This is a genomic window from Halomonas zincidurans B6, assembly GCF_000731955.1.
In the GTDB taxonomy this organism is placed as follows: domain Bacteria; phylum Pseudomonadota; class Gammaproteobacteria; order Pseudomonadales; family Halomonadaceae; genus Modicisalibacter; species Modicisalibacter zincidurans.
Genome location: NZ_JNCK01000001.1, coordinates 336995 through 360063, shown reverse-complemented (window position 1 = coordinate 360063; position 23069 = coordinate 336995). Strand labels below are relative to the sequence as shown.

At 65.8% G+C, this 23069-nt stretch carries 16 protein-coding genes; 2 read left to right on the top strand and 14 right to left on the bottom strand.

Features of this window, described 5'->3' with window-relative positions; translation table 11 throughout:
• Nucleotides 1-28: 28 nt before the first annotated feature.
• Both recA and HALZIN_RS0101720 read right to left on the bottom strand, forming a co-directional pair.
• A complete protein-coding gene (recA, locus tag HALZIN_RS0101725; protein ID WP_031382534.1) occupies nucleotides 29-1102 on the bottom strand; it encodes a recombinase RecA in 1074 nt (357 codons plus the stop codon).
• Nucleotides 1103-1270: 168 nt separating this feature from the next.
• The gene (locus tag HALZIN_RS0101720; RefSeq protein ID WP_051907323.1) at nucleotides 1271-1777 is read right to left on the bottom strand and encodes a CinA family protein; all 507 of its coding nucleotides are present in this window, start codon (nucleotides 1775-1777) and stop codon (nucleotides 1271-1273) included.
• A gap of 110 nt (nucleotides 1778-1887) precedes the next feature.
• Between HALZIN_RS0101720 and mutS the strand changes: the two genes are divergently transcribed.
• Complete coding sequence (gene mutS / locus HALZIN_RS0101715; RefSeq protein ID WP_031382532.1) at nucleotides 1888-4473, top strand: DNA mismatch repair protein MutS; 2586 nt, start codon at nucleotides 1888-1890, stop codon at nucleotides 4471-4473.
• 240 nt (nucleotides 4474-4713) lie between these two features.
• Entirely contained in the window at nucleotides 4714-5037 is a 324-nt protein-coding gene (fdxA, locus tag HALZIN_RS0101710; RefSeq protein ID WP_031382531.1) for a ferredoxin FdxA, read from the top strand.
• 564 nt (nucleotides 5038-5601) lie between these two features.
• Here fdxA and eno read toward each other — a convergent pair.
• From eno to pilM, 12 genes are all read right to left on the bottom strand, one after another.
• Entirely contained in the window at nucleotides 5602-6897 is a 1296-nt protein-coding gene (eno, locus tag HALZIN_RS0101705; protein ID WP_031382530.1) for a phosphopyruvate hydratase, read from the bottom strand.
• Between the two features lie 46 nt (nucleotides 6898-6943).
• Nucleotides 6944-7795: a 3-deoxy-8-phosphooctulonate synthase gene (kdsA, locus tag HALZIN_RS0101700; RefSeq protein ID WP_031382529.1), complete on the bottom strand. Its 852-nt coding sequence runs from the start codon at nucleotides 7793-7795 to the stop codon at nucleotides 6944-6946.
• Between the two features lie 12 nt (nucleotides 7796-7807).
• Nucleotides 7808-9457 carry a CTP synthase gene (locus tag HALZIN_RS0101695; protein ID WP_031382528.1) on the bottom strand — a complete coding sequence of 550 codons (1650 nt, stop codon included), beginning with the start codon at nucleotides 9455-9457 and terminating at the stop codon, nucleotides 7808-7810.
• Between the two features lie 360 nt (nucleotides 9458-9817).
• Entirely contained in the window at nucleotides 9818-11236 is a 1419-nt protein-coding gene (locus tag HALZIN_RS0101690; protein ID WP_031382527.1) for an FAD-dependent oxidoreductase, read from the bottom strand.
• Between the two features lie 167 nt (nucleotides 11237-11403).
• Nucleotides 11404-15855: a glutamate synthase large subunit gene (gene gltB / locus HALZIN_RS0101685; RefSeq protein ID WP_031382526.1), complete on the bottom strand. Its 4452-nt coding sequence runs from the start codon at nucleotides 15853-15855 to the stop codon at nucleotides 11404-11406.
• 452 nt (nucleotides 15856-16307) lie between these two features.
• The gene (gene aroB, locus HALZIN_RS0101680) at nucleotides 16308-17417 is read right to left on the bottom strand and encodes a 3-dehydroquinate synthase (protein ID WP_031382525.1); all 1110 of its coding nucleotides are present in this window, start codon (nucleotides 17415-17417) and stop codon (nucleotides 16308-16310) included.
• A 5-nt stretch (nucleotides 17418-17422) separates the two neighbouring features.
• Nucleotides 17423-17965: a shikimate kinase AroK gene (gene aroK, locus HALZIN_RS0101675; protein ID WP_031382524.1), complete on the bottom strand. Its 543-nt coding sequence runs from the start codon at nucleotides 17963-17965 to the stop codon at nucleotides 17423-17425.
• Complete coding sequence (locus HALZIN_RS0101670; protein WP_051907322.1) at nucleotides 17965-20046, bottom strand: type IV pilus secretin PilQ; 2082 nt, start codon at nucleotides 20044-20046, stop codon at nucleotides 17965-17967. Before HALZIN_RS0101670 ends, aroK begins: the two co-directional genes overlap by 1 nt.
• Before the next feature lie 31 nt (nucleotides 20047-20077).
• On the bottom strand, nucleotides 20078-20635 hold the full coding sequence (locus tag HALZIN_RS0101665) for a pilus assembly protein PilP (protein WP_031382522.1): 558 nt from the start codon (nucleotides 20633-20635) through the stop codon (nucleotides 20078-20080).
• Nucleotides 20632-21273 (bottom strand): type IV pilus inner membrane component PilO, encoded by a 642-nt coding sequence (locus tag HALZIN_RS0101660; protein WP_031382521.1) that lies wholly within the window; start codon nucleotides 21271-21273, stop codon nucleotides 20632-20634. Before HALZIN_RS0101660 ends, HALZIN_RS0101665 begins: the two co-directional genes overlap by 4 nt.
• On the bottom strand, nucleotides 21270-21836 hold the full coding sequence (locus HALZIN_RS0101655; RefSeq protein WP_035575076.1) for a PilN domain-containing protein: 567 nt from the start codon (nucleotides 21834-21836) through the stop codon (nucleotides 21270-21272). Before HALZIN_RS0101655 ends, HALZIN_RS0101660 begins: the two co-directional genes overlap by 4 nt.
• The gene (gene pilM, locus HALZIN_RS0101650; RefSeq protein WP_422723629.1) at nucleotides 21833-22894 is read right to left on the bottom strand and encodes a type IV pilus assembly protein PilM; all 1062 of its coding nucleotides are present in this window, start codon (nucleotides 22892-22894) and stop codon (nucleotides 21833-21835) included. Before pilM ends, HALZIN_RS0101655 begins: the two co-directional genes overlap by 4 nt.
• Between the last annotated feature and the right edge of the window lie 175 nt (nucleotides 22895-23069).

Here is a 23069-nt window from a genome sequence, read left to right as displayed (position 1 = left end):
CGGCCCTCCTCGCTTCACGCTGGTTGGCTCAGAGCAGGTCGTCGCGCTCCTCGCCGGCCGCTGCCTCGACCTGCGGCGTCTCGGGTTCTTCCTTGGCCTTGCCGTCGGTGATGTTCAGCAATTGGCCGCGAATCTGGCTCTCGATCTCCTCCATGATCGCCGGATTGTCCTCGAGATACTGCGCGGCATTGGCCTTGCCCTGACCGATCTTGTTGCCCTGGTAGCTGTACCAGGCGCCGGCCTTGTCGACCAGCTTGCACTGCACGCCCAGGTCGACCACCTCGCCGGCATGGTAGATGCCCTTGCCGTAGAGGATCTGGAACTCGGCCTGGCGGAACGGCGGCGCCACCTTGTTCTTGACCACCTTGACGCGGGTCTCGTTGCCGGTCACCTCGTCGCCCTGCTTGACCGAGCCGGTGCGGCGAATGTCCAGACGCACGCTGGAATAGAACTTCAGCGCGTTGCCGCCGGTGGTGGTCTCGGGGCTGCCGAACATCACGCCGATCTTCATGCGGATCTGGTTGATGAACACCACCATGCAGTTGGCATTCTTGATGTTACCGGTGATCTTGCGCAACGCCTGGGACATCAACCGCGCCTGCAGCCCGACGTGGGAATCGCCCATCTCGCCCTCGATCTCGGCGCGGGGCGTCAATGCCGCCACCGAGTCGATGATGATCACGTCGACCCCGCCGGAGCGCACCAGCATGTCGCAGATCTCCAGCGCCTGCTCGCCGGTGTCCGGCTGCGAGACCAGCAGGTCGTCGAGATTGACGCCGAGCTTCTCGGCATAGCTCGGGTCCAGCGCATGCTCGGCATCGATGAACGCGCAGGTCTTGCCCTGCTTCTGCGCCTGGGCGATCACCGACAGCGTCAGCGTGGTCTTGCCCGACGACTCGGGCCCGAAGATCTCGACGACACGACCCAGCGGCAAGCCACCGATGCCCAGCGCGATGTCCAGACCCAGCGAGCCGGTGGACACCGACGGCATGGTCACCCGTGGCGTGTCGCCCAGACGCATCACGGTACCCTTGCCGAATTGGCGCTCGATCTGCGACAGCGCCGCGCTGAGTGCCTTGGAACGGTTATCGTCCTGTGCCATGAATGTCTCCTGATAGCACGTGTAGGTTGGCGCGACACCCGGTTCTGGGCGCGCATCGCCAGCATCCGCTGACCTTATCCAGTCACTGTATGGCCAGACAGTATTATGACGAAAAATTCGTCACTCGCCTACTCCCGTCGATGATAAAACCCGCTTCGCGAGAGCCACTCACGCCGCCTCTAGCCAGCGGATCAAGCCTTCGAGGGCCACGCGTACCGCCTGCTCGCGGACCGCCCGGCGATCGCCGTCGAAGCGCCGGCATTCGGCATGCTGCGCAAGCCTGCTTCCCCAGGCGAACCACACCGTCCCCACCGGCTTTTCCGCACTGCCGCCGCCGGGCCCGGCGACGCCGCTGATCGCCACGCCGAGATCGGTCCCGCTCTCGCGACAGGCCCCGGCGACCATCGCCTCGACCGTCTCGCGGCTCACCGCACCGCGGGTCTCGAGCGTCGCCTCCGACACGCCCAGCAGGCGGGTCTTGGCGGCGTTGGAATAGGTCACGTAGCCGGTCTCGAAATAGGCGGAACTCCCGGCAATGTCGGTAATCGCGCTGGCCACGCCGCCACCGGTGCAGGACTCGGCGGCGGTCAGGGTCACGCCATGCTGCCGACACAGTGCGCCGAGACGCTCGCTGAGCGCCAGGCAAGTGGCGTCCTGCTCAGAAATATCGGGCATTGCAAACTCCTCGAACAGCCTGACGCACACGACATCCCTGACGCCAGGTGATTGGTAAGCGTAGAATACTGGCTTTCGATATCGATGACAGTAACGCAGCTAGGATCGCCATGGCACAGGCCGACACACCCCAACAGACGCCGATGATGGCCCAATACCTGAAGATCAAGCGCGAGCATCCGGACGTGCTGCTGTTCTATCGCATGGGGGATTTCTACGAGTTGTTCTTCGACGACGCCAGGCGCGCCGCGCAACTGCTCGACATCACGCTCACCGCGCGCGGCCAGTCGGGCGGCAAGCCGATCCCCATGGCCGGGGTGCCCTATCACAGCGCCGAGGGCTACCTGGCGCGGCTGGTCAAATCGGGCGAATCGGTGGCGATCTGCGAACAGATGGGCGACCCGGCGACCAGCAAGGGGCCGGTGGATCGTCAGGTGGTGCGCATCGTCACCCCCGGCACGTTGCACGACGAGGCGCTGCTCGACGCCAGACGCGACAACCTGCTGCTCGCCCTGCACTGCCAGGGCGAGCGCTGGGGCCTGGCCTGGCTGGAGCTCTCAAGCGGTCGCTTCAGCGTGCTCGAAGTCGACGGCGAAGCCGACATGCTGGCCGAGGTGCACCGCCTGCAACCCGCCGAACTGCTGGTCGGCGACGCCCAGGACCTGCCGCCGGCGCTGGCCGAGCGTGCCGGGCTCAAGCGCCAGAGCGGCTGGCTTTACGACCTGGAATCGGCCACCCGGCTGCTGTGCGATCAGTTCGCTGTCGCCGATCTGCGCGGCTTCGGCTGTGCCCACCTTGAGTGTGCGCTGACCGCCGCCGGGGTGCTGATCGACTATGCCCGCGACACCCAGCGCTCGCGGCTGCCCCACGTCACCCAACTGGGTATCGAGAATCGCGACGACGCGGTGGTGATCGACGCCGCCAGCCGCCGCAACCTGGAGATCGACGTGAACCTCGGCGGCGGCAGTGAAAACACCCTGGCCAGCGTGCTCGACACCACCGCCACGGCGATGGGCTCGCGGCTGCTCAAACGCTGGCTCAACCGCCCGCTGCGCGACCGTGAGCAGGTCGCCGGGCGTCAGGGCGCGGTGCAACTGCTGCTGCATGACGATCTCTTCGAGACCCTGCGCGCCAACCTCAAGCCGATCGGCGACGTCGAGCGGATCCTCGCCCGCGTCGCCCTGCGCAGCGCCCGCCCCCGCGACCTGGCGCGCCTGCGCGACGCCCTGGTGGCGCTGCCCGAGCTCCAGGCGACGCTGGCCCCGCTGGACGAAGGCAGCGCCCTCGACGCGCTCAAGCGCCATATCCGCCCCTACCCGGAGCTCGCCGACACCCTGACCCGGGCGCTGGTCGAAAGCCCGCCGGTGGTGATCCGCGACGGCGGCGTGATCGCCGACGGTTTCGATGCCGAGCTCGACGAGGTGCGCGGGCTGGCCGAGAACGCCGGCGACTACCTGGTCGAGCTCGAGAGCCGCGAGCGTCAGCGCACCGGGCTGGTCGGGCTCAAGGTCGGCTACAACCGGGTGCACGGCTATTTCATCGAGATTCCCCGCGCTCAGGCTCGCGAGGCGCCGGCCGACTACATTCGTCGCCAGACGCTCAAGAATGCCGAGCGCTTCATTATCCCCGAGCTCAAGGCGTTCGAGGACAAGGCGCTGTCCGCCAAGTCCCGCGCCCTGGCCCGCGAGAAGCTGCTCTTTGATCGCCTGATCGACACGCTGGGCGCCGAGCTCGACGCGCTGCAGGCCAGCGCCCGCTCGCTCGCCGCGCTCGACGTGCTGGCGGCCTTCGCCGAACGCGCGCTGGCGCTCGAACTGGTACGCCCGCACCTCACCGATAGCCCGGGGCTGACGATCCACGGCGGCCGCCACCCGGTGGTCGAGCATGTCAGCGACGCGCCGTTCGTGCCCAACGACCTGCGCCTCGACCCCAGCCGCCACATGCTGGTGATCACCGGCCCCAACATGGGCGGCAAGTCGACCTACATGCGTCAGGCGGCGCTGATCGCGCTGCTCGCCCACAGCGGCAGCTTCGTGCCCGCCGACAGCGCCGAGATCGGCCCGCTGGATCGCATCTTCACGCGTATCGGCTCGAGCGACGATCTGGCCGGCGGGCGCTCGACGTTCATGGTCGAGATGACCGAGACCGCCAACATCCTGCACAACGCCAGCGCCGAGAGCCTGGTGCTGATGGACGAGATCGGCCGCGGCACCAGCACCTTCGACGGGCTGTCGCTGGCCTGGGCCAGCGCCGAGCATCTGGCCGCCACGCGTGCGCTGACGTTGTTCGCCACCCACTACTTCGAGATGACCGCGCTCGCCGAGCAGCTCGACGGGGTCGCCAACGTGCATCTGACCGCGACCGAGCATCGCGAGGGCATCGTGTTCATGCATCGGGTCGAGGAGGGCCCGGCCAGCCAGAGCTACGGGCTGCAGGTTGCCCAGCTCGCCGGCGTCCCCCCGGCCGTGGTGGCGCGCGCCCGCGACAAGCTGGCGAGTCTCGAGCAGCACGAGATCGACCAGGGCCAGCGCAGCGTGCCGGCCGGCGCAGGCGCCTCGCAACCGGCGCCTGCGCAACCCGACCTGTTCGCCAGCACGCCGCACCCGCTGGTCGAGGAGCTCGCTGGCCTGGCGCTGGACGAACTCAGCCCGCGGCAGGCGCTCGACTTGCTGTACCGCTGGCGTGAGCGACTGTGAGGCTGGCGTTCCTGTCGATCGGTCCAGGTAGGCATGACGCCATGGCCAAACGTTCCATAGCGCCGCTTGCCGGCACCTGGCGCCGGCACTAGAATTAGCGCCCAATTAGAAGTGGGTCTTATAACGGACCCCACATTTATAACCACTAAACGTGCAGCCGTCCTTGCCGCGACGGCTGCCGATGCAAAGAAACCGGACATCGAGCGTACTGCGCCACGACCATGACTCGAGGGAATTCCCATGACATTCGTCGTCACTGAAAATTGCATTCGTTGCAAATACACCGACTGCGTCGAGGTCTGCCCCGTCGACTGCTTCTATGAAGGGCCGAACTTCCTGGTGATCGACCCCGACGAATGCATCGACTGCGCCCTGTGCGAGCCGGAATGCCCGGCCGAGGCGATCTATTCCGAGGACGAACTACCCGACGATCAGAAGCAATTTATCGAGCTCAACGCCGAGCTCGCCGTGATCTGGCCCAACATCACCGAACGCAAGGACCCGCCGGCGGACGCCGAGGAGTGGGACGGCAAGCCCGGCAAGCTGGAACAGCTCGAACGCTGATCGCCTACGCAACGATTCCCGTGCCATGCTCCGAGCATGGCACGTCATTGCCTATAGCCTTACAAGAAACCCACGCCAGAAGCCCGACGAGAAACCCAAAAAGCCCCGCCCATAAAAAAGGCGACCCGAAGGCCGCCCGCTCTACACCCTGTTTTATGGGCAATCCCTTGCCCACTCCTTCGACCGCTTCCTTATCCGGCAACCGCGTCCTGCGACACCGGATGGATCGTCCTGCTGCATCCCGTGGCATCCTGCCGATGGAGTCGAGCTAGACAAGTCGCTTCCCAAAAATCCCGCAGCCATTTTGCCCGATCGCGGCGGGTCGGCAATGGGCCTCTCTTTGAGCGTGCCTCATCCAGCACTGGATCTTTTAGCGAAATCACTTAAAAACAATAACTTGGAAATATACACTGGCATCAAGCGAGTCCATTTTGTAAGGAATCTCCTACACGCGAAGTCGCTTTGACTGACACTGGCAACGGCGGGAATCGAAAAGCGCCACACAACCTCATGAGCGCCGTATGCGGCGCCGCCGGACGGGGCCCGGCGGCTGGCGGGGTTAGTTCACTGCTGGCCCTTGATCGCCTTGAGCCCGGGGTAGGCGGCCTTGTCGCCGAGCTCCTGTTCGATCACCAGCAGGCGGTTGTACTTGGCGACGCGGTCCGAACGGCTCAGCGAGCCGGTCTTGATCTGACCGGCGCAGGTCGCTACGGCCAGATCGGCGATGGTGGTGTCCTCGGTTTCGCCCGAGCGATGCGAGATCACCGCGGTGAAGCCGGCATCCTGGGCCATCCTGATCGCGTCCAGAGTCTCGGACAGCGAACCGATCTGGTTGAACTTGATCAGGATCGAGTTGCCGATCTGATCGATGATGCCGCGCTTGAGGATGCGCGTATTGGTCACGAACAGATCGTCGCCGACCAGCTGGAGCTTGTCGCCGAGCTTGTCGGTCAGCGCCTTCCAGCCGTCCCAGTCGGACTCGTCCATGCCGTCCTCGATCGACACGATCGGGTAGTCGTCGCACAGCCCGGCCAGGTAGTCGACGAAGCCGGCGGCATCGTAGGACTTGCCCTCGCCCGCCAGGTTGTACTGACCGTCCTGGTAGAACTCGCTGGCGGCGCAATCGAGCGCCAGGGTAACGTCCTTGCCCAGCGTGTAGCCGGCGTCGGACACCGCCTGCTTGATCGCCGCCAGGGCATCGGCGTTGGAAGCGAGATCCGGCGCGAAGCCGCCCTCGTCGCCCACCGAGGTCGACAGCCCGCGCCCGGCGAGTACCTTTTTCAGCGCATGGAAGATCTCGGCGCCCACCCGCAGCGCCTCGCGGAAGTTCGCCGCGCCTACCGGCTGGATCATGAATTCCTGGATGTCGACGTTGTTGTCGGCATGCTCGCCGCCGTTGAGAATGTTCATCATTGGCACCGGCATCAGGTAACGACCCGGCTGACCGTAGAGTTCGGCGATGTGCGCGTAGAGCGGTACCTGCTTGCTGACCGCGGCGGCCTTGGCCGCCGCCAGCGACACGGCGAGGATCGCGTTGGCACCGAGCTGGGCCTTGTTGTCGGTGCCGTCGAGCGCGAGCATGGCGTTGTCCAGGGCACGCTGGTCGCGCGCATCCAGGCCCAGCAGCTTGTCGCGAATCGGACCGTTGGCCGCCGCGACAGCCTTGAGCACGCCCTTGCCCAGATAACGCGACTTGTCGCCGTCGCGCAACTCCAGCGCCTCGCGGGAACCGGTCGAGGCGCCGCTCGGCGCGCAGGCCACGCCCCTGGCGCCGTCGTCGAGCACCACCTCGGCCTGTACGGTCGGGTTGCCGCGGGAATCGAGCACCTCGAGGGCGCGGATTTCGACAATCTTGCTCATCGTCAGTCGTCCTTTGTCAGCGTTGAGTGAAGGTTCACGGCTCCGCTCAGGATATCTCTAATTCTGGAAATCCTTTGACCAGCTCGTCGAGCGCCTTGAGTTGGGCGAGGAAGGGTTCCAGCTTGTCCAGCGCCAAGGCGCAGGGCCCGTCGCACTTGGCATTGTCGGGGTCGGGATGGGCTTCGAGGAACAGCCCGGCCAGGCCCACGGCGACCCCGGCGCGAGCCAGTTCGGCGACCTGCCGGCGGCGCCCGCCGGCGCTGTCGGCGCGCCCGCCCGGACGCTGCAGCGAGTGGGTGACGTCGAAGATCACCGGGTAACCGGTCTGCTGCATGTCGCCGAAGCCGAGCATGTCGACCACCAGGTTGTTGTAGCCGAAGCTCGACCCGCGTTCGCAGAGGATCAGCCGGTCGTTGCCGGCTTCCCGGCACTTGTTGATGATGTGGCGCATCTCGTGGGGGGCGAGGAACTGCGGCTTCTTGAGGTTGATCACCGCGCCGGTTTCGGCCATCGCCACCACCAGGTCGGTCTGGCGCGCCAGGAACGCCGGCAACTGGATGATGTCGGCGACCTCGGCCACCGGCGCGGCCTGCCAGGGTTCGTGGACGTCGGTAATCACCGGCACGTCGAAGCGCGACTTGATCTCGGCCAGCCATTCGATGCCCTTGTCGACGCCGGGGCCGCGAAACGAATGGATCGAGCTGCGATTGGCCTTGTCGAAGCTGGCCTTGAAGACGTAGGGAATGCCCAGCCGGGTGCACACCTCGACATAGCGCTCGGCCACCTCGAGGGCCAGCTCGCGGGACTCCAGCACGTTCATGCCGCCGAACAGCATCAGCGGCAACGAATTGCCGGCACGCAGGCCGGCAAACTCGATGATCTTCTGTGACTCGGCCATGACGGCGACTCCTCAGCCCGGGACCTGGGTGCGCTGGCGGGCGCTCTTGTGTTCCAGCGCGGCGTTGACGAAACCGGTGAACAGCGGATGGCCGTCGCGCGGCGTCGAGGTGAACTCGGGATGGAACTGGCAGGCCAGGAACCACGGATGGTCGGGCAGCTCGATCATCTCCACCAGTGAATTGTCGACGCTCTTGCCGGCGACCACCAGCCCGGCGGCCTCGAGCGCCTCGACGAACTGGTTGTTGACCTCGAAGCGGTGACGATGGCGCTCGGTGATGGCGTCCAGAGCGTAGACCTCGCGCGCCCTCGAGCCCGGCTTGAGCTGACACACCTGACCGCCGAGACGCATGGTGCCCCCCAGGTCGGAGGCCGCGTCGCGCAGCTCGATCCTGCCTTCGGGGCTTAGCCACTCGGTGATCAGGCCGACCACCGGGTGCTGGGTGTCGCGGGTGAATTCGGTGGAGTCGGCGTCGTCCCAGCCGGCCACATGACGCGCGAATTCGATCACCGCGACCTGCATCCCTAAGCAGATGCCGAGATACGGCACGCCGTTCTCGCGGGCATAGCGGGCAGTGGCGATCTTGCCCTCCACGCCGCGCTCGCCGAAGCCGCCGGGCACCAGGATCGCGTCCTTGCCGGCCAGGCGCTCGGTGCCGTGGCGCTCGATATCTTCGGCGTCGATGTAGTCGATGTTGATCTTGACCCGGGTCTGGATGCCGGCGTGGATCAGCGCCTCGTTGAGCGACTTGTAGGCGTCGAGCAGCTCCATGTACTTGCCGACCATGGCGATGTTGATCGACTTGAGCGGGTTGAGCTTGGCGTCTAAGACGTGAATCCACTCGCCCAGATCGGCCGGCGGCGCCTCGATACGCAGCTTGTCGCAGACGATCTCGTCGAGGCCGTGCTCGTGGAGCATCAGCGGGATGCGATAGATGGTGTCGGCGTCCTGCAGCGGGACGACGGCGCGCTCCTCGACGTTGGTGAACAGCGCGATCTTGCGCCGTTCGCTCTCCTCGAGCTCGACCTCGCTGCGACAGATCAGGATGTCCGGCTGGATGCCGATCGAGCGCAGCTCCTTGACGCTGTGCTGGGTCGGCTTGGTCTTGGTCTCGCCGGCGGTCTTGATGTAGGGCACCAGCGTCAGGTGCATGAAGATCGCCTGGCTGGCGCCCTTCTCGCTTCTGATCTGGCGGATCGACTCGAGAAACGGCAACGACTCGATGTCGCCCACCGTGCCGCCGATCTCCACCAGCGCCACGTCGCAGTCCTTGCCGCCCTCGTAGACGCGGCGCTTGATCTCGTCGGTGATGTGCGGGATCACCTGCACGGTGCCGCCCAGGTAGTCGCCGCGGCGCTCGCGGCGCAGCACGTGCTCGTAGACGCGGCCGGTGGTGAAGTTGTTGTCCTGGGTCATCTTGGTGCGGATGAAGCGCTCGTAGTGGCCCAGGTCGAGATCGGTCTCCGCGCCGTCTTCGGTGACGAATACCTCGCCGTGCTGGAACGGGCTCATGGTGCCCGGATCGACGTTGATGTACGGGTCCAGCTTGAGGATGGTGACCTTGAGGCCGCGCGCCTCGAGAATCGCCGCCAGCGAGGCCGACGCGATGCCCTTGCCGAGAGAGGACACAACGCCGCCGGTCACGAAGATATATCGTGTCATGGAGAACCTGTTGAATCGTGGGTCAGAAGGCCTGGTGGGAGCGGCCCGGATGGGACGACAGAGTAGCAGAATACGGTCAACGGCTCAATTTGGGCTACGGGCTACGGGCTACGGGCTACGGGCTACGGGCTACGGGCTACGGGCTACGGGCAGGATGATGACTCCGCCCTGCTCGTAGCCCCTAGCTCGGTGGGAGGGAACTTGTTCCCGATTGGCGCCGCCAGGCGCCCGGCATGACCCGACAGGTACAATGCCCACCGCCGTCGCGAATAAATTCACTCCCACGAAAACCAGGCCAGGCGGCAAGGTCCATGGTGGGAGGGAATTTATTCCCGATGGTTTCGATCTCCCTAAATCGCGTCAGACGCCGAGGTAGTCGAGGATGCCTTCGCCGGCCTGGCGACCTTCGTGGATGGCGGTGACCACCAGGTCGGAGCCGCGCACCATGTCGCCGCCGGCGAAGATCTTCTCGTTGCTGGTCTGGAAAGCGAAGTCGCCGTGTTCCGGCGCGGCGACCCGTCCGCGCTCGTCGACGGCGATGTTGTGCGCCTCGAACCAGGCGATCTCGCTGGGCTGGAAGCCGAAGGCGATGACCACCGCGTCCGCCGCCAGCACCTCCTCGGAGCCCGGCACCACCTCGGGGCTGCGCCGGCCTCGCTCGTCGGGCTCGCCGAGGCGCGTGCGCACCAGCTTGACGCCCTCGACCCTGTCCTCGCCGACGATCGCCACCGGCTGACGATTGAACAAAAACTCGACGCCCTCCTCGCGGGCGTTGGCCACCTCGCGCTTGGAGCCGGGCATGTTCTCCTCGTCGCGTCGGTAGGCGCAGGTCACGCCGGTCGCGCCCTGGCGAATCGCCGTGCGGTTGCAGTCCATCGAGGTATCGCCGCCGCCCAGCACCACCACGCGCCGGCCCTCCATCGACACGTAGTCGGCGGGGTCCTTCTCGAAGCCCAGGCAGTGGTTGACGTTGGCGATCAGGTAGTCCAGCGCCTTGTACACGCCGGGCAAATCCTCGCCAGGGAAGCCGCCCTGCATGTACTTGTAGGTACCCATGCCCATGAACACCGCGTCGTACTCGCCGAGCAGCTCGTCGATGGTGACGTCGCGACCGATCTCGACGTTCAGACGGAATTCCATGCCCATCTCCTCGAATACCGCGCGACGCCGCTCCATGACGTTCTTCTCGAGCTTGAACTCGGGAATGCCGAAGGTCAGCAGACCGCCGATCTCGGGATGCCGATCGAACACCACCGGCTTGACGCCGTTGCGCACCAGGATATCGGCACAGCCCAGCCCCGCCGGCCCGGCGCCGATCACTGCCACCCGCTTGTCGGTCCACTCGACCTTGGACAGGTCGGGCCGCCAGCCCATGGCGAACGCGGTGTCGGTGATATATTTTTCCACCGAGCCGATGGTCACCGCGCCGAAGCCGTCGTTGAGGGTGCAGTCGCCCTCGCACAGCCGATCCTGCGGACACACCCGGCCGCACACCTCGGGCAGGGTATTGGTGCGGTGCGACATCTCCGCCGCCTCGAGGATATTGCCCTCGCTGACCAGTTTCAGCCAGTTGGGAATGTAGTTGTGCACCGGGCACTTCCATTCGCAGTACGGGTTGCCGCAATGCAGGCAGCGGTGCGCCTGGCTGGCCGCCTCGCTGGGCTTGTACGGGTCGTAGATCTCGGTGAACTGCTTGGCCCGCTTGCGCGCGTCCTTCTTGCTCGGGTCCTGGCGGCCGACATCAATGAACTGGAAATCGTTGTCCAAACGGGTTGCCATGAGCGTATCTCCTGTTATTCATCGAGCAGCAAGCGCCACTCGGGCCATCGACGGCCCTTATTCCGGCTGACGCCGCCTCTTATTCCGGCTGACACCGCCTCTTATTCCGGCTGACGCCGCCTCTTATTCCGGCTGACGCCGCCTCATATTCCGGCTGACGCCGCCTCTTATTCCGGCTGACGCCGGGACTGGGCGAGCAGGCCGCCGAGGCTTGCCGCCTTGGGCTTGACCAGCCAGAAATGCCGGATGTACTCGGAGAAATCGTCGAGGATCTCGTGGCCCCGGGCCGAGTCGGTCTCGGCAACGTACTCCTCGATCACCTCGCGCAGGTAGCGCCGGTAGGCTTCCATGGTCTCGGTGTTGATGCGATGGATCTCCACCAGCTCATGGTTGTACTTGTCGACGAAGGTACGATCCTCGTCGAGCACATAGGCGAAGCCGCCGGTCATTCCCGCACCGAAGTTGACGCCGGTCTCGCCAAGCACCGCGACCAGGCCGCCGGTCATGTACTCGCAGCAGTGATCGCCGGCCCCCTCTATCACCGCATGCACGCCGGAGTTGCGCACCGCGAAGCGCTCGCCGGCAGTGCCGGCGGCGAACAGCTTGCCGCCGGTGGCACCGTACAGGCAGGTGTTGCCGACGATCGCCGTCTGGTGGGATTTGAAGCGGCTGGCCCTGGGCGGCACGATCACCACCTTGCCGCCGTTCATGCCCTTGCCGACGTAGTCGTTGGCATCGCCCTCGAGATAGAGATGCAGGCCGCGGGCGTTCCACACCCCGAAGCTCTGCCCCGCCACGCCGGCGAAGCGGGCGACGACCGGGGCATCCTCCAGGCCCTGCTCGCCATAACGCTTGGCGATCTCGCCCGAGGCCCGCGCGCCGACGCTGCGATCGCAGTTGGTGATGGCAAACGCGAACTCGCCGCCCGAACGGGCCTCGATCGCCGGCAGCAGCGCATCGAGCACCTCCTGGTTCTTGGCACCCGGGTCGTGGGGCACGTTGCGGCTGACCTGGCAGAACTGCGGCGCCTCGGCAGGCACGAAGTCGTTGGTCAGCAGCGGACTCAGATCGAGCTTGCGCTGCGCGGGCGTCTCGCCCTCGAGTATCTCGAGCAGATCGGTGCGCCCGATCAGCGCGGTGAGCTCACGCACACCGAGCAGCGCCAGCAGTTCGCGCACTTCCTCGGCGATGAAGCGAAAGTAGTGCTTGACCATGTCGACGGTGCCGCGGAAATGCTCGTCGCGCAGGTACTGGTGCTGGGTGGCGACGCCGGTGGCGCAGTTGTTGAGGTGGCAGATGCGCAGGTACTTGCAGCCCAGCGCGACCATCGGCGCGGTGCCGAAGCCGAAGCTCTCGGCGCCGAGGATCGCCGCCTTGACCACGTCGAGCCCGGTCTTCAGGCCGCCGTCGGTCTGCAGGCGGATCTTGTCGCGCAGGCCGTTGATGCGCAGCGCCTGATGGACCTCGGGCAGGCCGAGCTCCCAGGGGCTGCCGGCGTGCTTGATCGAGGTCAGCGGGCTGGCCGCGGTGCCGCCGTCGTAGCCCGACACGGTAATCAGGTCGGCATAGGCCTTGGCCACGCCAGTGGCGATGGTGCCGATGCCCGGCTCGGAAACCAGCTTGACCGATACCTGGGCGCTCGGGTTGACCTGCTTGAGATCGAAGATCAGCTGCGCCAGGTCCTCGATGGAATAGATGTCGTGGTGCGGCGGCGGCGAGATCAGCGTCACCCCGGGTACCGCGTAGCGCAGCCGTCCGATCATCTCGTTGACCTTGCTGCCCGGCAGCTGGCCGCCCTCGCCGGGCTTGGCGCCCTGGGCGACCTTGATCTGCAGCACCTCGGCGTTGACCAGATAGGCCGGGGTGACGCCGAAGCGTCCGGAAGCGATCTGCTTGATCTTGGACGAGCGGATGGTGCCGTAGCGCGCCGGATCCTCGCCACCCTCGCCGGAATTGGAGCGCCCGCCGGTCTCGTTCATCGCCTGGGCCAGCGCCTCGTGGGCCTCGGGCGACAGCGCGCCGAGACTCATCCCGGCGCTGTCGAAGCGCGGCAACAGCGCCTCGACCGGCTCGACCTCGTCGAGCGCCAAAGGCTCGGGGGCCGGCTTGAGCTTGAGCAGATCGCGAATGGTCGCCACCGGGCGCTCGTTGACCAGTTGGGCGAACTTCTTCCACTTGGCGTAATCGCCCTGCTGCACCGCCTCCTGCAGAGCCATGACGATGTCGGGGTTGTAGGCGTGGTACTCGTGATTGTGAACGTACTTGAGCTGCCCGCCCTGGCGGATGGTCTTGCGCGGAATCCAGGCATCGCGCGCCAGCAGCTCCTGCTGAAGCTGGAGTTCGGCGAAACCGGTGCCCTCGATGCGCGACATCATGCCGTCGAAGCACAGCGCCATGACCTCGGACGACAGTCCCACCGCCTCGAACAGCTGCGAGCCGCGATAGGAGGCCAGCGTCGAGATGCCCATCTTGGAAAGGATCTTGAACAGCCCCTTCTGCAGCCCCTTGCGATAGTTCTCGCGGGTATCCGCCGGATTGCCGGTGAGTTCGCCGCGGCGATGCATGTCGGCCATCACCTGGTAGGCCAGGTACGGGTAGACCGCCGTCGCGCCGACCCCGAACAGCACCGCCATCTGGTGGGCGTCGCGGGCGTAGCCGGTCTCGACCACGATATTGACCCGCGGGCGCAGCGCCAGGCGGCCGAGATGATGATGGATCGCGCCGGTGGCCAGCGCCGGGTGGATCGGCAGCTTGCCTTTCTCGAGCTCGGCGTCGGACAGCACCAGAATCACTGACCCATCGCGCGCTGCCTGCTCGGCCTGTTCGCACAGCGCCAGCAGCGCCTGCTTGAGACCCGCCTGCCCGGGATCGTAATTCAGCGTCAGGGTGTGGCTGCGAAACGCCGGATCGTCCTGGGTGACCAGCGCGGTGAACTTGCGCGGCGAGAGCACCGGGGTGGTCAGGATCAGCCGGTGGGCGTGCTCGGGGGTCGCCTCGAAGACGTTGAGCTCGGCGCCGCAGCAGGTTTCCAGCGACATCACGATCGCTTCGCGCAGCGGATCGATCGGCGGATTGGTGACCTGGGCGAACTTCTGGCGGAAATAGTCGGTCAATAGCCGGCTCTGGCGCGACAGCACCGCCATCGGCGTATCGTCGCCCATCGAGCCGACCGCCTCCTGGCCGCTCTCGGCCAGCGGGCGCAGCAGCTGCTCGCGCTCCTCGTTGGTGACCTGGAACATCTTCTGGTAGATGCTCAGCGCATCGGGCTCGAACGGCTGGAAGCGCGCCAGCTCGGTGAGCGCCGACTCCAGATAGTGGGCGTGGTCCTTGAGCCAGCGCTTGTACGGATAGGCCGACTTGAGACGGTTGTCGACGTCGGCGGTGTGCAGCACCTGGCCGGTCTCGGTATCGATGCCCAGGATCTGGCCCGGCCCCACCCGGCCCTTGGCGACCACCTGCTCGGGCTGGTAGTCGTGCACGCCGATCTCCGAGGACAACGTGATGTAGCCGTTGTCGGTGATCACCCAGCGCGCCGGGCGCAGGCCGTTGCGGTCGAGCATGCACACCGCGTGGCGGCCGTCGGTCATCACCAGGCCGGCGGGGCCGTCCCACGGTTCCATGTGCATGGAGTTGTATTCGTAGAAGGCGCGCAGCTCGCCGTCCATGGTCTCGACGTTCTGCCAGGCCGGCGGGACCATCATGCGAATGGCGTTGTACAGGTCCATGCCGCCGGTCATCAGCACCTCGAGCATGTTGTCCATGCTCGAGGAGTCGGAACCGCGGGTGTTGACGATCTCGTCGAGCTCGGTGATGTCGGGCAGCAGCGCGTTGACGAAGTTTTCCTTGCGCGAGTTGGCCCAGCCGCGATTGGCCTCGATGGTGTTGATCTCGCCGTTGTGGGCGAGGAAGCGGAACGGCTGGGCCAGCGGCCAGCGCGGCGCGGTATTGGTCGAGAAGCGCTGGTGGAACACGCAGATCGAGGTCTCGAGACGCGCATCGCCCAGGTCGCGATAGAAGTTCGGCAGGTCCACGGGCATCATCAGGCCCTTGTAGGACACCACCTTGGTCGACAGCGAGCAGACGTAGAAGTCCTCGTCGTCGCGCAGCGTCTCTTCGGCCTGGCGGCGCGCCATGAACAGATCGACGTTGAACGCCTGGTCGAGACGATCGTCGCTGGGCTCGACGAAGATCTGGCGAATCCGCGGCAGGCACTCGAGCGCCATCGGCCCGCACACCTCCGGGTCGACCGGCACGTCGCGCCAGCCGCGCACGCTGACCTGACGGGCCGCCAGCTCGGCTTCGAGCACCTCGCGGGCGTGCGCCTCGCGAGCGTCGTCGTCGGGCAGGAAGATGCAGCCCACGGCAAAGCGCGCGCCCAGCTCGACGCCCAGCGAATCGCGCGCCAGGGCACGCATGAAACCCATGGGCATGGTGAACAGCAGGCCGCAGCCATCGCCGGTCTTGCCGTCGGCGGCGATCCCGCCCCGGTGAGTCATGCAGGTCAGCGACTCGATGGCGGTTTTCAGCAGGTCGTGGCTGGCCTGGCCTTGCATATGGGCGATCAGGCCGAAGCCACAGTTATCGCGGAACTCGCCAGGCTGGTGGAGACCTCTCATCATGGGCGTGCCTCACAGAAATCCAGGGGACTTGTGTCCAGATTGAAAGCGCGGTATATTTTTTCGTTTTTTATAATTTTTACGGCCATTTATTCGACCGCGTTCGGGCGCCAAAAGGCCGACCAGAATAGCCAGTCTCGACCCCGAGCGCAATTCCCGCACGCATTGCCCGCCGAAAGAAACTCCCCGAAAAACGCGTGCTTAGCGTCATTCCAGCGATAATTACCAAGCCACTCAATGGCTTAGCAATGTCATTCCGGCAACCGCAAGACCGGCCGTTGTCGCGACGCCTGCGTCGCACGCTCAGCGACAATAACGCTCTTTCCTCATGCCAATTCAGCATACGTCATGCGAATAGAGGCAACCAGCCGGTGCATTATCCACGACCCGACAGCCGCCCGACACAAAAAAACCCGCCGGGTTTCCAGGCGGGTTTTGGCGAAGCGATGCCGGATTCAGGCGCGCGGATAGCTCTCGATGAACGCCCGCAGCTCATCCGGCGGGAGGCGATCATGGATGCACGCCTGGCCAAGCGCGCTCAGCAATACCAGGCGAATCCTTGCATCGAGGTTCTTCTTGTCGAGGCGCATGCGCGCAATGAAGTCGTCGGCGCTCATCGCCGCCGGCGCGGCGGTGGGCAGGCCGGCGGCACGCAGCAGTGCCTCGCTGCGCGCCACATCGTCGCCGCTCAGCCAGCCGAGCCGCTGCGACAGCGCGGCGGCCATGGCCATGCCGCTGGCCACGGCCTCGCCGTGCAGCCAGACGCCGTAGCCCTGGTGCGCCTCGATGGCATGGCCGAAGGTATGCCCCAGGTTGAGCAGCGCGCGTACCGCCTGTTCGGTCTCGTCCTCGGCGACGATCGCCGCCTTGGTCGCGCAGCTGCGCAGGATCGCATCAATGAGCAGCGCGTCATCCAGCTCGCGCAGCGCCGACACGTTGGCTTCCAGCCAGCCCAGGAACTCGATATCGCGAATCAACCCGTACTTGATCACCTCGGCCAGCCCCGCCGACAGCTCGCGGGGCGGCAGGCTTTTCAGGGTGGCGGTGTCGACGAGCACCGCGCGGGGCTGCCAGAAGGCGCCGATCATGTTCTTGCCGCGCGGATGATTGACGCCGGTCTTGCCGCCCACCGAGGAATCGACCTGGGCAAGCAGCGTGGTGGGCGCCTGAATGAAGGCCACGCCGCGCTGATAGCAGGCCGCGGCATAGCCGGTCATGTCGCCGATCACGCCGCCGCCGAGCGCGATCAGCGTGCAGCGGCGGTTGAAGCCGGCCTCGAGCAGGGCGTCCCAGATGCGCTCCACCGAGGCCAGAGTCTTGGTCTGCTCGCCGTCGGGCAGGATCACCTGGCGCACTGTCAAATCCTCGCCGAGCCCGCGCTTGAGGGCATCCAGATATAACGGTGCGACGGCTTCGTTGGTGACGATCATCACCTGACTGCCGGCCAGGTAAGGGCGCAGATGCGCGGGATTGCCGAGCAGATCCGGGCCGACGTGGATCGGATAGCTGCGCTCGCCGAGCTCGACGGTCAGGGTGCGAATGGCAGGAGCGGCGAGCGTGGACATGGCATCTATACCTTGGCTTGCAGCGGATCGACGAGACGCTCGACACGCTTGAGGATGTCGTTGACGACCGTTCGCGGGCCGCGTCGGTCGGTACGCACCACCAGATCGGCAGTGGCGCGGTACAGCGGGTCGCGCAATTCGAACAGCCCGCGCAATACCGCTTCGGGGTCCTTGTTGCGCAGCAACGGGCGGTTGCGGTCCTTGGCGGTGCGGCGCAACTGCTGCTCGACGGTGGTGTAGAGATAGACCACCGTGCCGCGTTCGCGCAGCGCGCGGCGATTGGCCTCGTTCATCACCGCCCCGCCGCCGGTGGCCAGCACGATTTCCGACAACCCGGTCAGCTCGTCGACCATCGCCACTTCGCGCTCGCGAAAGCCGGCCTCGCCCTCGATGTCGAAGATCCAGGGAATGTCCGCACCGCAGCGCGCCTGGATGGCGTGATCGCTATCCAGGAAATCGCGCTGCAACTCGGCCGCCAGAAGGCGGCCGATGGTGCTTTTGCCGGCCCCCATGGGGCCGACCAGAAAAATATTGGGAAAACCCTGCATCAGCGAATCGCCAGATTGTCCTCGATGATCTTCGGGGTGATGAAGACTAACAATTCTACCTTCTCATTGCTCTCCTCGGTATAGCGGAATAGCTGTCCGAGCACAGGAAGATCGCCGAGAAAGGGCGTCTTGAACAGGTTGCGCAGTTGTTCGGTGGTCAGAATGCCGCCCAGCACCACCGTTTCGCCGTTGTTGACCAGCACCTGGGTCTGGATCTCGTTGGTGTCGATGGCCGGCGCGCCGGCGAAGCTGGTGTCCGAGACATCGTCGTTCTTGACGATCAGGTCCATGATGATGCGGTCGTCAGGCGTGATCTGCGGGGTGACTTCCAGCGACAGCACCGCCTCCTTGAACTCGACGTTGGTCGCGCCGCTCGAGGTCGCCTCCTGGTAGGGGATTTCCTGACCCTGCTTGATGACCGCGGTCTGCTGATTGGCGGTGATCACCTTGGGCTGCGAGATGGTCTGACTCTTGCCCTCGCTTTCCAGCGCGCGCAACTCGAGATCGAGCAGGATATCCCCCGATAGATAGCCGAAGCTGAACGCCGAGGCGGGACTGACGTCGTTGCCCAGATCGACCGCCAGGCCGCCGCCGTAGGAGGCCGGGTCGTTGCCGGTGGTGGGTACCGTCGAGGCATTGCCGTCCGCGGCCCCGCTGAGATCGAACCGGCTGCCCGCGGGCGACGACAGCCCCCAGTTGACGCCCAGTTCCTGAGCGGCGCTGTCGCGGGCAATGACGATACGCGCCTCGATCTGCACCTGGCGCACCGGGATGTCGAGCTGATCGAGCGTCCGGCGGATCGCCTCGATCTGCTCGGGGGTTTCCTGCAGCAGCAACGTATTGGTGCGCGCATCGACGCTCACCCGGCCGCGCTCGGAAAGCAGCCCCAGGCCATCCGCGCCACGCAGCAGGCTGGCCAGTTCTTCGGCCTTGGCATAGCGCACCTGGATGTACTGGGTGGTCAGCGGCGCGAGTTCCTGCTGCTGGGCCTGGGCCTCGAGCTCCTGACGTTCCATCGCCGCCAGTTCATTGGCGGGGGCGACCACCAGCACGTTGCCCGACTGGCGACTGGCCAGCCCGCGGCTCTTGAGCACCAGATCGAGCGCCTGGTCCCAGGGCACGTCCTGCAGGTTGAGGGTAACGCTACCTTGCACGCTGTCACTGGCGACCACGTTGAGCCCGGTGAACTCGCCGATGATCGACAGCACTTCGCGGACCTGGATGTCCTGGAAGTTCAGCGTGATGCGCTTGCCGGTGAACGGGAAACGCTCGCGCTCCTGCTCGCGCTGTTCGGCGCGGCTGACCGGCTTGGCCTCGATGATCAGCTGCCGGCCGCTCTGGGTCGACAGCAGCGTGTACTCGCCGCGGGTGGTGATTGCCAGGGTCGTGTTCTGGGCGCCGCCCTGCGGCACGATACGCTGCATCGGCGTGCCGAAATCGCTGACGTCGAGCACCTGGTTCCACTCAGCCGGCAGCGCGACGCCATCGAGGGTCGCGACGATCCGCCCGCCGCGCTCGTTGAACCGGGTATCGACGCCCTCGCGGTCGAGCGTCACCACCAATCGGCTGGCGTCGTCGTCGCCGCGCCGGAAATCGATGTCGGTGATCCGCGACACCTGCGAGTTTGATACCCCAGGCGACGCCCGGGGCGTCGCGGGCTCGTCGGCGCTGGCGCGGCGCGCGCTCGGCATCGAATCGTCGATGCCCTCGCCCAGACGCAGCATCAGGGTGTTGCCCTGCTCGCGAGTGGCGTAGGGAAGCGCCTGGTTGAGCGTCAGCACCAAGCGGGTACGATCGCCCGCCGACAACGCCACGAGACTATCGACCCCGGCGAGACCCAGCTCGAAGCGTCGCTGATCGAGTTCATTGACGGTATCCATCAGGTCGATGGCCAGGCGCGGCGGTGAGTCGATGCGATAGCCACGAACCTCGGGGACCCCGTCCGAGAAGCGCAGCATGACGTCGAGCTGACCGTCGCTGCGCTGCTCGAAATCCATGCCGGTCAACGTCGACGCGGCCAGTGCCGGCCCCGCCAACGCACACAGCCCTGCCGTCAGCAGCGTGCCAATCAATCCCCTCATGTCGTTCCCCTGTAACCGGCTTCGCGGCCGGTCAACCCCGTTGCCGTGATTCGGCGTTGTTATCGAGCGAAAGCGTGCGGCGGCGTTCTATCCAGCCGCCCTGGCCATTGGAGACGATCTCCACCAGATAAATGTCGCGATCGGTAATCGTGCTGATGCGCCCGTAGTCGGTGCCGATGTACATGCCGGCATAGACGCGATGCACCTTGCCCTCGGGATCACGCACCAGTGCCGAATTGCGCCCGTCGATCGCCAGCGTGCCGACCAGCGTCAGCGAGTCGAGCGTGAAACGTTCGAGCGCCTCGCGGGGACGGCTCAGGTCCGGCTTCAAGTCGTTGCCGCTGGCCGCCGCATCGTCGCCGGCCGGCCGTTCCGGCTGGAACGGGCTGCGCGAGCCTGCCTGATCGTAGGTGACCGGCTGATAGACGGGGGTCTCGGGCAATGCCGGCAGCTCGCCGCTGGGCTTGGCACGCAGGCTCGCCAGGCGCTGGTCGAGCGCATCGAGCCGGGCGTCGCTGCACCCGGCCAGCAGCGCCACTACGAGCAGCGCCACTACGAGCAGCGCGAAACAGCGGGACCTGCGCGTCATGGCACCTTCTCCTCGGCCGCGTCGGCCGCCGGTGCGCGGTGGTTGTAGGTCTTGGCCAGTATCGACAGGCGCAGGGTGTCCTCGCCCTCGACCGGCTCCAGCGTGAAATCATGCAGGGTGACGATGCGCGGCAACCCGGCGACCCCCGAAAGGAACGCGGCGATGCGGTGATAGTCGCCCTGCACCTGGATATCGAACGGCTGCTCGATGTAGAACTCCTGGACCACCGGGCTGCGCAGGCGGATAAAGTCGATGGCCAGCTGGTTTTCCAGTGCGGTGTCGCTGATGCTGTCGAGCAGCGACGGCACCTCGGCGCCGGTCGGCAGCATCTCCAGCAGCTCGGCCATGCGCGACTCCAGGGTCGCCATCTGCGCGCGCATCGCCGGCAGGTTGGCAGCCTGGTAGGCCTTGCTCTCGTATTGCTGAAGCAGCGCCCGCTCCTGCTCGCGCGCCTGTTCGAAACGTGCCAACTTGGGCGCGGCGAGAAAGTGATAAACGCCCCAGAACAGCAACGCCAGCGTCAGCGCGCAACACAGCGCCTGCAGCGACAGCGGCCAACGCCCGGCCTCGCGCAGGTCGAGCTCGCGCCAGTCGACGTTGCGCAGACGTTGCCATTCGGCCTTCATGTTGCCGTTCATGGCTGCGCCTCCTGAACCAGGGTCGACTCGCCGGGGACCTCGGCGACGGTCATGTCGAAGCGCCGCAGTCCGGCGTCGTTGGCCTCGACTGCCGCCAGCGTCGGCACGCCGAGCACCTCGCGGGTGGCCAGTGCGCGCATCTGGTCGGAGACCTGACGGTTGGTCTCGGCCAACCCGGCGAGCCGCAACCGTTCGCCCTCCCGCGACACCCGCGTGTAGTAGACGCCGTCCTCGAGGCTGGTCGCCAGTTGATTGAACACGCGCACCGTCTGCGGACGGCTGAACTGCAGCTCGCGAATCAGCGCGATCTGGGTCAGCATCTGTTCACGAGTCTCGCGAAACTCGCGCAGCGTAGTGATGTCGCGATCGAGCTGCTGGCTTTGCGACTCGACGTAGCCGTTACGCTGCAGTTGAACGTCGAGTTGCTGCTGGTAGAGGCTCGACACCAGCCAGCCGGCACCGACACCCACCAGCGCCGAAAGGCCGAGGATCAACTGGAAGCGCTTGCTGCGCCGTTCGCGACGCGCCTCGCGCCAGGCCAGCAGATTGATTTCGATGGTCATGAGCGCACCCTCATCGCCAGCCCGCAGGCGGTGAGCATTGCCGGTGCGTCGCTGGCCAGGGTATGGATGTCGATACGCGAATTGATCGCCATGCGCAGGAAGGGATTGGCCACCTCGATCGCCAGGCCGCTGTCCTCGCTCAGCCGCTCCTTGAGCCCGGGAATCACGCTCGAGCCCCCCGCCAGGATCAGCTGGGTAACCTCGGGATTGCGGCCCGCCGTGTAATAAAGCTGCAACGAGCGCCCGATCTGCTGGGCCAGCGTATCCAGAAAGGGACTGAGCACGTCATGCTGATAGTCGCCCGGCAGGCCGCCACGCTTCTTGGCAAGCCCGGCCTCCTCGAAGCTCAAGCCGTAGCGGCTGCGAATCTCCTCGGTCAACTGGCGGCCGCCGAACACCGTGTCGCGGCTATAGATGATGCGCCCGCCGCGCAGCACGTGGAAGGCGTTCATGTTGGCGCCGATGTCGACCAGCGCCACGCATTGATCGTCGCCGACGTGGGGGAATTGATGGCGCAGTTCGCCGAAGGCCCGCTCGGTGGCGAAGGTCTCGACATCGACCGCGGCCGGCTCCAGGCCGGCCTGCATCACCGCTTCGGTCAACTGGCTGACGTCCTGCTGGCGGCATGCCACCAGCAGCACGTCCTGCTGATCGGCGAACCGCGCGTTCAACCCCAGGCGCTGGAAATCGAAGGCGACCTCGTTGAACGGAAAGGGAATGTGCTTGTCGGAATCGAGTTGAATGCGCGCCTCGATCTCGTCCTCGCTCAGCGAGGCCGGCAGGGTCAGGGTCTTGGTGATCGCCGCGCTGGCGGGAACGGCGACGGCGACCTGACGGGAATGCGGTCGCGCATGATCGACGGCGCGACGGATGGCCTCGACGACTTCGCTCATCTGGCGAATGCGGCGTTCGACGACCACGCCTTCGCGCAGCGGGCGCACCGCGTAGCTGTCGACCCGGTAGTGACGGCCAGCCTGCTTGAGTTCGATCAGCTTGACGGTAGCCGACGTGATATCGATGCCGACCAGTCCCTTGCCGGACTTATCCAGACCCAACAATGGCGTACCCCTGCGCAATCAGTTCGCGTTATTTGCGTTATCGTTATATCGGCTGAAAGCAGCAAAAGCTTCAGTCCCCTGCGGGTGAGATTACCTGATGTACAGCGCATTTACACATCAGAGCCGGCGTTTTGTCGTCAACGCTGGTTCATGGCAGCGCAGCTTCCTATAATGC

Excerpts from the sequence above, each read along its gene's own strand:
- mutS (WP_031382532.1), top strand. The coding sequence starts at position 1,888 with ATGGCACAGGCCGACACACCCCAACAGACGCCGATGATGGCCCAATAC.
- HALZIN_RS0101690 (WP_031382527.1), bottom strand. The coding sequence starts at position 11,236 with ATGGCAACCCGTTTGGACAACGATTTCCAGTTCATTGATGTCGGCCGC.
- HALZIN_RS0101720 (WP_051907323.1), bottom strand. The coding sequence starts at position 1,777 with ATGCCCGATATTTCTGAGCAGGACGCCACTTGCCTGGCGCTCAGCGAG.
- gltB (WP_031382526.1), bottom strand. The coding sequence starts at position 15,855 with ATGATGAGAGGTCTCCACCAGCCTGGCGAGTTCCGCGATAACTGTGGC.
- fdxA (WP_031382531.1), top strand. The coding sequence starts at position 4,714 with ATGACATTCGTCGTCACTGAAAATTGCATTCGTTGCAAATACACCGAC.
- aroB (WP_031382525.1), bottom strand. The coding sequence starts at position 17,417 with ATGTCCACGCTCGCCGCTCCTGCCATTCGCACCCTGACCGTCGAGCTC.
- eno (WP_031382530.1), bottom strand. The coding sequence starts at position 6,897 with ATGAGCAAGATTGTCGAAATCCGCGCCCTCGAGGTGCTCGATTCCCGC.
- HALZIN_RS0101665 (WP_031382522.1), bottom strand. The coding sequence starts at position 20,635 with ATGACGCGCAGGTCCCGCTGTTTCGCGCTGCTCGTAGTGGCGCTGCTC.
- HALZIN_RS0101695 (WP_031382528.1), bottom strand. The coding sequence starts at position 9,457 with ATGACACGATATATCTTCGTGACCGGCGGCGTTGTGTCCTCTCTCGGC.
- aroK (WP_031382524.1), bottom strand. The coding sequence starts at position 17,965 with ATGCAGGGTTTTCCCAATATTTTTCTGGTCGGCCCCATGGGGGCCGGC.
- HALZIN_RS0101670 (WP_051907322.1), bottom strand. The coding sequence starts at position 20,046 with ATGAGGGGATTGATTGGCACGCTGCTGACGGCAGGGCTGTGTGCGTTG.
- HALZIN_RS0101660 (WP_031382521.1), bottom strand. The coding sequence starts at position 21,273 with ATGAACGGCAACATGAAGGCCGAATGGCAACGTCTGCGCAACGTCGAC.
- kdsA (WP_031382529.1), bottom strand. The coding sequence starts at position 7,795 with ATGGCCGAGTCACAGAAGATCATCGAGTTTGCCGGCCTGCGTGCCGGC.
- HALZIN_RS0101655 (WP_035575076.1), bottom strand. The coding sequence starts at position 21,836 with ATGACCATCGAAATCAATCTGCTGGCCTGGCGCGAGGCGCGTCGCGAA.
- recA (WP_031382534.1), bottom strand. The coding sequence starts at position 1,102 with ATGGCACAGGACGATAACCGTTCCAAGGCACTCAGCGCGGCGCTGTCG.